The following is an 11,875-nucleotide window of genomic DNA, read 5'->3' as shown; positions in this document are numbered from 1 at the left end:
GACAATGGTGGCTGACCCATTGTCACCATACAGTTCTCTGGCATCAAACTCTGAGCCTTCAGCTTCTTTGGCTTTTCTTCTCTCTCGCACCTCTTTTTGATGTGCAATGTATTGAGGCTGGCTATGAATTATTTTGCGATCTAGTTTATAGCCATACTGTTCAAAAAGCTTCTTACCTAATTCTGTTACTTTATATATGCCCCTTCGTGGTCTAACAAATATACCGGAGTTAGCACTCTCTGAAAGTGCCCAACCTACACGATCAACAATAATCCTTGTATCAGGATAATTCTCATAAGTTAAACTACTTAAGCTATCAGGAAGATTCAGTGCATCAGTAACAGATGTTTTCAGTTCTTTGACACGCCATTCTTCTTTTTGTAAGCCAATCTCTATGGCGGGAGCTACTAAGCCATCCCAAGATGGTAATCCATATTTGGATATTTTAAGTTGATGATAGTCTATACTTGTCATATTTTTAACCAACCTATCCTTTTGTTCTATTACATACTCTAGCACATTGATTGTGATTAAGTCCGGAATGATACTGTTGCTCTCTCAAATTATCTATAAGTTATTTCTAAATACATATTGATTATCGCTTTTTTTCTAAAAAATAACTCTCGTTGATGATGAGCGATATTATTTTCAAGGGTCAGAAATATTCTCTGTATCTCCAACTGCTCTTGGGGAATTGGTAAATTAATGCTCTTTTTCATCCACGTTTTTACATTAAAGACCAGCTTTTCTATATCAATACCATATGAACTTAAAAAGAACAGCTTATACATTTCAGGACGTTCACTCAAAATTCTAAAAAATTCAGTATTTAGTTTTTCATTCCCCCGTAAAACAAGATACTCATTTGATACAATTGCACCATCTAATCCTACAGGCACAACTCCTGTCGCTCCATGGACTACTTGTCGCTTAGATATCACATAATCACCAGCGCAAAGTTTGTACTGAGATTTAACTAACACTTCCGACCCTGTGTACACTCCACGAGAAATAATTCCACCATTTCTACGTTTGACAGTTACCAATCGATATTTTAAATTATCAACCAACTTTACCGGATGTTTTTGAACACGAAATAATTCTGAGAGCTTACGCTGTTCCCAGGCAGAAGTATAAATTCCGATAAACTTTTTATTCCTCTATTCATACTTTTTCAGGGTATGATTGGGAACAGCGTAAGTTTAAAGAATTTGTTAAAAAAGATGGAGAGCCAAATAATTCAAAAACGGTCCTAGAACCATTTTCAGTCAGTAATTCTAAGGGATTGGTTCCTCAAAATACACAATTTGAGAAAAGCCGGCTTGATAATTTGAGTAAGGGTCATTATAAACAAGTCAAACCAGGACAATTCGCATACAATCCTGCAAGAATAAATGTTGGATCAATAGCTTATAATTCATTTGATAAAACAGTTGTGGTTAGTTCTCTGTACGTTATTTTCTCAGTTAAGCCAAAATTAGAGAATGAATATGTTTTGCAATATATTAAGTCTACCAATTTCAGAAATGAAGTAATTCGAAATACAGAAGGTAGTGTTAGACAGTATCTATTTTTTGATAACCTTAAAAGAATAAAAATCCCTTTTGTGCCAGATATAGTCGAACAAAAACGGATAGGAGTTCTTTTAAGAAAATGTGATGACCTTATCGCTCATCATCAACGTCATAAAAAAATCATGGATATACTACCATCCATGATTTATAACCTTCACCTTATATTAGACTAGCTAAGTGTTTCATGATCTTATCGTTATCTTGGTTTTCCAATTCCTGAATTATGTGCAAATACGTGTGCTGAGTTGTCGTCATATCTGAATGTCCAAGCCTCCTAGCCACCGATGCAATACTAACACCTGCATATAACAATAATGATGCATGCGTATGACGAAGTCCATGAACAGAAATCACTGGTATTCTTGCTTTCTTGCACAACCTCTCCAAATAATGGTTAACTGTGTCGTTGTATACCTTTCTTTGAACAAATATAGGCTTATCTTCAGGTAATCCCTTAGTTAACTGTGAGAATTGAATTACTGTTTGCCAGTCTAGTTGGACTTTTCTAACTGATGATTTATTTTTTGTAGGGGCAAAACTGCCTTCTTTTGACTTATAGTCCCATGTTTTATCAACGTTCAAATACTGATGAGCAAAATCAAAATCGTTTGGTGTTAATGCCAAAGCTTCTGCAAAACGTAAACCGGTTTTAGCGATTAACAGTAGAAAGTAATCCCAGTTAACTCCCTCATCTAATCTCAGTATATTTAATAGACTCTGCATCTCGTGTTGATTCAAAAACTTTATTTTATGTTGCCGTTGCTGAATCCCTTTTATGGTCGCTTTTCGCGTTGGATCACGGCTTATTAAATTATCTTCAAGAGCATCTACTAAGGCACTTTTTACATGCCTATGAAAATCCATTACAGTTTGTCTTTCGTGGTTCTCTGCATAATCGTTTAATAATTGTTGATATGTTAATCGTGTTATATCAGCCAAATATAAGTCTGGAGCCAAACTTATTAGTTGCCGATATGTCATCTCATACTTTTGGTACGTAACTGCCCGTACTGCGTCCTTCTTATAAAGTTGAATCCACTGGAAAAAATATTCATGTAATTTCATTCCCTGTGCCATAATGACACCTCCATACAAAAAATTAGACAACTTGGGGATTGTCTAATTAATTGATACAGAATTATTTATATTTTGACTAGTATTATCACTTAATCACTTACGATGAACACATGCGTAAGAATTAACCTATACCATTTTCAGTCAGACAAACATGTTTTGTAAAAACCATTTTTTCAGTTGTTTCAGTTGATCAAGCTTTTTCTGATGATGAGCGATAGTGTTATCCAGAGTAACGACGAACTTGCCAATTCGTTGCTGGTTCTCAAAAGATGTGTATGGTATTTGTAAGGAGGCAAATACAGAGTTCTTTAAGAATACCTGGGTAGAACCGCTTCGTTTACTGTATACTTCAGCTCGATATCTTTGGGAGTTAGAGTAGGCAATCAAATAGTCATTATCGACGCTTGACTTAAGCCGAAGATGAGCAGCCCCTTGGGGGATCAGATAACGCTGCTCGTTACCAATGAGGCGCACTATTCTGCCCATATTTGGGGCATCAGGCACTAGGTCTCTCAGCGAAGTCAATAGATCATCTTGTATGACAATTGATTGTCTGTGTGCGTCAGCGTATTGCTCTGATACAAATTTACTTCCAGAAAGATCTGCTAGTCCGGAGTCGTTTATAGCACCTTTGGGAACAGTAGGTATTCCCGCATCAGTATAGTCTTCAGGAGAAATTGATGCACCACCATCAATTCCATCAAGCAAATCGCCTAACTTACGCTGTTCCCAAGGATCAGAAAATCCTTGAAAGCGCCATTCCTGATCAAAAATTTTTTGAAGAAATAACTTTTTTAATTGTTGTAAATCTTCAAGCTTTTTTTGATGATGAACGATAAGGTTATCAAGTTGCTGTAAAAATGCACCAATCGACACTTGTTCGTCTCCTAAGGGGACGAGCAGTTTTTGTCTTGATATATCCTTTGCTACAAGATTCGTCATCATTGTCGCACGTGTTGTGGATTTACGAAGAACCTTTCGCATCACTTGTTCATTATGGATATAGTACTTCCAGAACTGAATATCATGTTTTGTTGTTGGTCTAAAAACATCAAATACATGAGAAACAATACCATCCCCAATTGTGTTCTCGACGAATCTGCCAAAAGCAAATTTCTTACTCCTATTTCCCTCAAAAGCAATATCACCTTTACGCATTACATTATACGAACGCATATAATCATCATCCATATCTCGTGTGTCAGACTTCCATGACATACTTGCAACCGAAATTATCCGATTTCGATGAAATGTTAGGTCGTTCTTTTCAATTACTTTTGAATATAAGTCACCAAATTTTCGCTGTTCCCAAGCATCCGTAAATCCTTTAAATCGCACATTCGGCGTCATTTTATCACTCATTTACCAAACAGCTCCTTAATTTTCGTAAGCTGCTGTTGAGCGACAGCGTTTTGACCAACTAAATCACCTAACATATCACTGAATTCAGTTTCCAACTGAGCAATTTCATCATCTGTCTTCTTCATATCGTTCACTAATTTATCAACGTCTACAGGTGGCTCTTCTTCAAAGGTATCTACATACCGCGGGATATTTAAATTAAACTCATTTTCAACAATTTCATCATAAGTCGCTCTATGGGCATATTTATCAATATCTTCCCGTTTAGCATAAGTATCAACAATTTTTTGTACTTGATCATCAGTAAGATTGTTTTGATTCTTTCCTTTTTCAAATTCGCTAGAAGCATCAATAAAGAAAATGTCTTTGTTTTGCCTATTCTTCTTAAAAACAAGGATAGCGGTTGGAATGGATGTCCCATAAAACAAATTAGCAGGCAACCCAATAACAGCATCTAAAACATTATCAGTTTCAATCATATACCGGCGAATTTTTCCTTCTCCTGCGCCCCTAAAAAGCACACCATGAGGCAAAACAACCGCCATAGTACCATCAGCTGAAAGATGGTATAGCATGTGTTCGACAAACGCAAAATCTGCCTTTGATTTTGGAGCTGTCTTACCATATTTACGGAAGCGTTCATCCTCTAACTTACCTTCTGGATCCCAGTTAGCTGAATAAGGCGGATTAGCAACTACAGCATCGAAAGTCTTGTTGTCAAAATGATCATCTTCTAAAGTATCACCATTATAAACGTCAAACCGACTGTAGTTAACCCCATGCATAAGCAAGTTCATTCTAGCTAAATTGTATGTCGTCCCGTTTAATTCTTGACCATAATAAGAACCAATTTTTGCTGAATTTCCTACTCGTAATAGCAAAGAACCCGAACCCATAGTTGGATCATATACCGTTTTTAACTTGTCTTTCCCAAAAGTAACGATCTTAGCTAATATTTTCGATACTTGTTGAGGTGTATAGAATTCACCGGCTTTTTTACCAGCATTGGCGGCGAACTGCCCAATTAAGTATTCATAGGCATCACCCAGTACGTCAATTTGTAAATCACTGACACCAAATGGAATATCTGCTAAATTCAGCATAACTTTTGCCATAAGGTCCCCACGTTGTGCGGGAGTAGAACCCAATCGATTAGAAGAAAGGTCCATATCAGCAAACAAACCTCTAAAATCACTTTCTGATTCGTGACCAATCGTTGAATTTTCGACCTCATTAACAGCCGTTTGCAACCTTTCAATATCAAAGCTCCCAGCCTCAATATCCTTAACTAATGAACTATAAAGATATTTGGGCTCGATGAAAAACCCTAGTGTCTGGGTAACATCATCTTTAAGTTCTGGACCAATTTCGTCATCTGCATAAGCTTGCGTAAATGTTATTTCATCATTTGCTAGTTGCTTATCAACATAATCTTCAACTCTCCCAGATAAAAAGCGATAAAAGATTAATCCCAGCATATAATTACGATATTCGCTTGCATCCATATTCCCACGTAGATCATTTGCGATCGCCCACAGCCGTTTTTGCAAATCTGCTTGTTGTTGCGCTTGTTCAATATGTGTTTCTGACATTAAGATAATTCTCCTATTCTATGACAACACGAATTTTTTCAATGTTTTAGCGACAAACGTTTTCACTCGATTCTTAACTGTACGTTTCTCCATGAATTTTAACCCATTTTCATTTAGAGCATCATTTAGTGCTTTAGTATTAGCGTTCTCACCGTAAAAGCTAATATCATCCATTTCCTTTTTGATAACTTCTTCTGGTAAATGAACTTGTTCAGAAAATTCCTTAACAGATGCATCTCGTTTTCTAATAAGGTACTGATTAAGTTCGTTACCAACATTATCTTCTGGCTTTAAATTAGGAATAATTTCATCTAAAAAGGCCTGCAACAAATCTGATTTTAATTGCAACTCAGGATCTGCTGCATTTACTAGCATTTTCTTTATTCTTCGTGCATCCTGTTTACGCTGATCCTCATCCTTTAGATTGATTGCGTGAATTAAGTTTACAATATAACCTACATCAATCGTATCCGCAGCAATTAACTCTATTTCAAAATCAATATCATCAAGTACAGATGCAATTTGGGGATCTTTTCGGTCATCAATTAGTTTTTGATATGCAGCTGCATATTTACTTCTATATGATTCCATATCCTGATGAGTGAAGTTCACCATTTTACTGAAATCAAATTCATCATAAACACGTATCTTATTATAGATCCGAAGAATCTCTCGAAACGCCAAGACGAATTTCTGTAAAGCTTCATTACCTTGGTCGTGGAGACTATCTACACTTTGTGGAGTAGGTGATATCTCCTTCAATTTGTCCACGGCATCATCGAATTGTCCTTGTAATTCATCATAACTTGGAACGAAAAGAGCCTTTGATGATCCAGCAGAAAACAGTCGAACAGCATCATCCGTATCCTTTTTCATATTTCGATAAGCTAAAATATTGCCAAACGGTTTAGAATCTAATTCAATTCGATTTGTGCGGGAAAATGCTTGTATTAAATTATGCCACTGTAGTTTTTTATCGATGTACAGCGTCGACAGTTTGGGGGAATCAAAACCTGTTAAGAACATATTAACAACAATGAGAACATCAATATTATTTTCTGGAGTCTGATAATTAAATTGCTTCATTCTTCTTGAAACGTCGTTAAAGTAATCCTTGAACCTTTTAGTACTAAAATTTGTCTCAAACATCTGATTATAATCTTTAATGACACTCTCAAGTCCATGACGAGACGTTAGCGATTCTTTTTTATCTTGTTGCTCCTCATTATCTTTTTCGTTTGCTTCCCAAGTAAAGATAGTTGTAACGTGAAGTTGGTGCTCTGGATCTAGCTTCTGGAACAGCTCGTAGTACTTTAAAGCTACCCGAGTGCTTGAAACAGCTAAAATAGCATTATAGTGTCGATTATGTGTAATCTGACCATGATTCAATAAAATATGTTGCACAATCATTTTTAGCCTGTCGTCAGCTTCCATGACTTCTTTTTTATCAATACCTGAAACCATTTCATCATCTAAAAAGACATTTTTTCCTTGAATGGTATTCAAATATTGCATAGAAAATCCTAAGACATTTCTGTCTCTAATTGCATCCTTGATCAAATATTGATGCAAACATTCATCATAAAGGGTCTCTGTAGTACGACCATCTTGTCCAACGTTCTCTGCAAAAATTGGCGTTCCAGTAAACCCAATATGCTGGGCATTTTTGAACCAACGATTGATGCCTTTTCTCATCTCACCAAATTGACTACGATGAGCTTCATCCTCAATGAATACAACTTTAGCATCGTGGTAAGGTGTCAATAAATCTTTATATTGATTGTTTTGAATGGCATAGTTAAGTTTTTGTATTGTTGTCACTATTAATGGATTGCTTTTACTTTGTAACTGTTCTACTAGCATTTCGGTACTATCTATTCGATCTAACGCTCGACCCTCAGTTTTGATTTGGGGCAAGTAAGCGTTAAAATTATCTGCTGTTTGTGTGTCTAGATCAGAACGATCAATTAGGAATATTACCTTTTTCACATCTGTTTTCTGTGCAATAAGCTGACTCGCTTTAAAAGCAGTAATCGTTTTCCCAGAACCGGTGGTGTGCCAAATATACCCATTCTCACCAGGATGATTCTGTACTCGATCAATAATTGCCTCTACAGCATATACCTGATACGGCCGCATAATTAGTATCCGCTGCTCATCGCTATCAAAAATAGTGTATCGAGCGATCAAACTATGGAGCCTTTGACGGTCAAAAAATGAAGCTGAAAAGGCATTAATTTCATTCAGCCAGTGATTCTTTTTATCGGTCCAATAAAACATGAAATTTGAATTTAATTTGCCATCATTGTTCGCGAAATAACGTGTATCTTCACCGTTTGAGATGACAAATATTTGAATAAATCTGAATAGTTGCCGAAATGATTCATTACGATAACGAATAATCTGATTAAATGCCTGTGGTAATTCAACACCACGACGTTTTAACTCAAACTGGACAACTGGCAGACCATTAATCAAAATTGTCACGTCATACCGATTAGTGTATTTTGCATTAACTGTAATTTGATGTGCAATTTCAAATCTATTATTCTCAAAATTCGTACCATCAAAAAACTCCAAGTACAATTCTGAATTGTCATCTCGAGTGATAACAATTTTCCCTTGAGGTTGATAGTCCGATCCTCTTAACAATTGAGCCATCTGATAAATTGTCTTTGAGCCAACTAATTCATTCAAAGCTCTATTAAATTCTGTATCAGTTAATCTTTTTCCCTTTAAACGATCACGATTACGTTCATTAAGAACATCTCTGAAGTGTGCAATAACTGCCTTTTCGTCGTGCAACTGGACGGTCTGATACCCTAGTGCATTCAACCGCTTCATAAGTTGATCTTCAAGTTCGGCCTCGGATTGATATTCTCTTGTCATTTTCCTCAACCCCTTTGATTTTATATTATTGATACAATTGCACAAATGCACGGTTCACTCATATTAACTCAATTTGAAATGCAACAATTAAACTACTTTTCAAACAGCAGATACTTATCATACTGAGCACTATTATCCAACTGCAACAACATCCGTACTATTGGTTCGACTTTACCATCTTTAACCTGAAATTCTTGCTGTTCTGCATCTTTTACTTGCACTTCACCAAAGTAATAAAAACCTTTACCCTCGTCGTCATTTTTCTTGATGAACAGTCGGATACTGGTCTTATTATTCTTAATTTCAACGACTTCTTTTGAATCTATTTTAACATTATGACGTGTATACCACTGAAACGTATCTGTGTTGATAAAGCGATCTTGATAATTAATACTTGAATCGATTTGATCTGACTTTGAATATGTTACAAAGATTGGACATTCATTATCCCTTACTCGATATCCATAAATAGTCGAACTTGTATCATTATTCCAACAAAGTAATCGACAAACGTCTTTCCGTGTATAACGATGGTATAAAGTAAATTGCTCATCTTGATTATACCTTTCAGACCTTATCAAACCTGCTTGAATTGCATCATCAAGTAATTTATTGAACAGAGAATTATTTTTCATCCAATCAAGTATTTGGGGATTTAATACATAAGTATCATCTTGAACTGAAACTAGCGGATTATTTCCATATTTCTTTTGCGCAGCTTTCTGAAAGAATTCCAACGAAAGTACGCGTTCAATCGATTGAGATACATCAATGTTATAAAAAGTCTGTTTTTCAGATAATAATCTCTCAAAATCGTGCTTATCAAATCTTCCATGATTTTGGATTAATTCATTTAATAGCAACAATTCAACACTACGCTTACCATTCATTAACTCGATAGAAATAAAACTAAGAATAGCTTCTTCATCCGCAGTAAGGTGAACGTCTTCCTTCATCCTAACAAGAAACTTATAGTAATTCTGATAGTTATCAGCAAACACTGTACAATCAACAGTCTCAGACTTTTGGAAATCGCAAAGTAACGGTATCCGACCTAAACGAAATTTAAGATCAGTATAGTCGTCTTTCAAAACTTTAAACCCGGCTAATTTCGTATTATTAATTGACTGATAAATTCTTTCCTTAGCGATCTCCGAGAAGTTAACCGTTGATACTCCCGAAATCTGTCGAACCTCTAAATCATCACGTGCTTTATCAGTGCTCCGCGACTTATCTCCAGTCAGTGCAATAGGAATCAAATAGTTGTTTTTATAATTACCGATAAAATCAATTACCGTCACAAATGATTTATTGTTGGCCTTTCGAAGCCCACGACCTAACTGCTGGATAAAAACAATGCTAGATTGTGTATTTCTTAACATCACAACTTGATTAACACAGGGAATATCAATTCCTTCATTAAAAACATCAACGGTAATGATATATTCAATTTCTCCATTTTCCAACTCAGTAACCACTTCATCACGCTTACTTTGAGGCGTTTCTCCAGTAAGTGCTTTACTCAAATGGCCTCTATCCGTCATTAATTTAGCTAGTTCGTAAGCCTCATCTTTTCGACTGCAGAAAATAAGTCCCTGTAATCTGTCACCTGAATAACCATAGTATTCTGTCTGTTTAATAATGTATTCGACTCGCTCATCTGATACTAACCATTTAAGCGTACTAGTATCATCACTTACTTCTCTGTCTTTTTCGTAGTCGGTAATGCCAATATAGTGAAATGGACACAACATATCTTCGTCCAAAGCTTTTTGTAGTCGAATCTCATACGCGATATTATAATCAAACAACTCATAAAGATTATAATCATCCATCCGTTCCGGAGTAGCGGTCATCCCTAATAGAAAATCAGGTTGAAAATACTTTAGAACACGTTGATAGGTTGGACTCCCGACTCGGTGTGCCTCATCGACTAAAATATAGTCAAACTCAGCCACATTAAACTGCGTTAAGAAATCCTGCTTAGATAAGGTCTGAATAGTCGCAAATACATATTTGGCGTTCTTATCTTTACTTGTACCTGAAATTTTTCCAAAAGCACTCTCTGGTTCATTACTCAGTACTCGCTTAAAGCTAGCCATAGTCTTATCTAGAATTTGTTCCCGGTGGACAATATATAAAAACTTTTTAGGCTGATAACTAGCTACATCAAAGGCACCTAAATAAGTTTTACCTGTACCAGTTGCAGAGATGACAAGAGCCCGTTCGACACCATTATTGCGAATTTCAGCCAAACTGTTTAATGCATCTCGTTGCATAGGATTCGGTACAATCTTTTTAGCTAACTTTAAGTCAGCCGTTCTTGAACCTCGTTGAACAACTGGCTGATAATTTTCACTATAAATCGTAATCCAATCAGACGTCAGCGGTGTTGCCCTTTCCCATGCTAGTTCGACCTCATCAATAAGCTTTTCTGTGATTGACCCATCATTGTAAGAAGTAAACTTAATATTCCATTCATAATTGTTCATTAAAGCCTGCTCAGTCAAATTAGAGCTCCCGATAATGGCGGACTGATAGTGTTGTTCTTCATGATCAAAAATATATCCCTTCGCATGAAAATTATCATTCTCAGCAATCCGAACTTCAACGTTGTCTAGCTTTCTTAATTCTTGAAATGCCTTTGGCGAATTAAAGTTCAAATAAGTGGAAGTTAGAATTCGACCATGAACACCTTTAGCGGCTAAATCAGCTAGTTTTACTTTAAGTGAGGTTAGCGCACCTTCTGTTATAAATGCGATCGCAAAAGTGAACGAGGAACAATGTGACAATTCCCGCTCAATATGTAGCAACATCGTGTCACCACGACTGTTGTGGATGAATTGGGGCATTAGTTCTTCGGACCCGGCAATTTCTCGATCAACAAATCCATTGGCCAATGAGTTTTCAATTTTAGACTGAATATCAGTTAGATCCATAAAATTTCACCTGTGTTAAATCTGCTTTAGATACAACCTTAACTGCTGCCTGATCAGCCTCTGCCCATGATAACTGACCTAACTCAGTTTGATTAAGCCACTCCACTTTACTATGTGCAACTAAATCAAAATGATGTGTTAAAAACTTTGCATAATACACTGTTAAATTCACAGTTCCGAAATCATATTCATGACTACTCGTTTCAGTAACACGCTCACCAACGGCAATTTCATCATTAAATTCTTCGGTTAATTCTCGTTTCAATGCTTGTTCTGGAGTTTCCCCAAATTCTATTTTGCCACCAGGAAACTCCCAAAGTGTCCCTAACACGCGATCATCATTGCGTTTTGTCGCTAATACTTTACCATTTTCAATTAAAGCGGCTCCGACCACGTTGATTTGTTTTTTCATGCTGAACACCTTCCGTTTTCTCGTCTAATA

At 36.2% G+C, this 11,875-nt stretch carries 9 protein-coding genes; 1 reads left to right on the top strand and 8 read right to left on the bottom strand.

All coding sequences use genetic code 11. The annotated features are described in order from the left end of the window. Positions 1-474: winged helix-turn-helix domain-containing protein (locus tag AC6H04_RS05005; protein WP_497570635.1), on the bottom strand; the 474-nt coding region annotated here is incomplete at its 3' end. Between the two features lie 89 nt (positions 475-563). Further along, positions 564-1,139 (bottom strand): restriction endonuclease subunit S, encoded by a 576-nt coding sequence (locus AC6H04_RS05000; protein WP_497570637.1) that lies wholly within the window; start codon positions 1,137-1,139, stop codon positions 564-566. Positions 1,140-1,330: 191 nt separating this feature from the next. Here AC6H04_RS05000 and AC6H04_RS04995 point away from each other — a divergent pair, with 191 nt between their 5' ends. Continuing rightward, a complete protein-coding gene (locus tag AC6H04_RS04995; protein WP_497570634.1) occupies positions 1,331-1,747 on the top strand; it encodes a restriction endonuclease subunit S in 417 nt (138 codons plus the stop codon). Here AC6H04_RS04995 and AC6H04_RS04990 read toward each other — a convergent pair. The 6 genes from AC6H04_RS04990 to AC6H04_RS04965 all read right to left on the bottom strand — a co-directional run bounded on the left by AC6H04_RS04990 (position 1,734) and on the right by AC6H04_RS04965 (position 11,845). Next, positions 1,734-2,651, bottom strand: a complete 918-nt coding sequence (locus AC6H04_RS04990; RefSeq protein ID WP_497570633.1) for a site-specific integrase — start codon at positions 2,649-2,651, stop codon at positions 1,734-1,736. The genes AC6H04_RS04995 and AC6H04_RS04990 overlap by 14 nt on opposite strands. 141 nt (positions 2,652-2,792) lie before the next feature. Then, complete coding sequence (locus AC6H04_RS04985; protein ID WP_497570632.1) at positions 2,793-4,013, bottom strand: restriction endonuclease subunit S; 1,221 nt, start codon at positions 4,011-4,013, stop codon at positions 2,793-2,795. Next, the gene (locus tag AC6H04_RS04980) at positions 4,010-5,605 is read right to left on the bottom strand and encodes a type I restriction-modification system subunit M (protein WP_497570631.1); all 1,596 of its coding nucleotides are present in this window, start codon (positions 5,603-5,605) and stop codon (positions 4,010-4,012) included. Before AC6H04_RS04980 ends, AC6H04_RS04985 begins: the two co-directional genes overlap by 4 nt. An 18-nt stretch (positions 5,606-5,623) precedes the next feature. After that, the gene (locus AC6H04_RS04975; protein WP_497570630.1) at positions 5,624-8,494 is read right to left on the bottom strand and encodes a type I restriction endonuclease subunit R; all 2,871 of its coding nucleotides are present in this window, start codon (positions 8,492-8,494) and stop codon (positions 5,624-5,626) included. A 92-nt stretch (positions 8,495-8,586) separates the two neighbouring features. Continuing rightward, positions 8,587-11,433, bottom strand: coding sequence for a DEAD/DEAH box helicase (locus AC6H04_RS04970; protein WP_497570629.1), 2,847 nt, complete (start codon positions 11,431-11,433; stop codon positions 8,587-8,589). Then, positions 11,420-11,845, bottom strand: coding sequence for a (deoxy)nucleoside triphosphate pyrophosphohydrolase (locus tag AC6H04_RS04965; RefSeq protein ID WP_497570628.1), 426 nt, complete (start codon positions 11,843-11,845; stop codon positions 11,420-11,422). The genes AC6H04_RS04970 and AC6H04_RS04965 overlap by 14 nt, the downstream gene beginning before the upstream one ends. Between the last annotated feature and the right edge of the window lie 30 nt (positions 11,846-11,875).

The organism is Secundilactobacillus sp. MJ173 (genome assembly GCF_059704265.1).
This window is presented reverse-complemented; position numbering and strand designations above follow the sequence as displayed.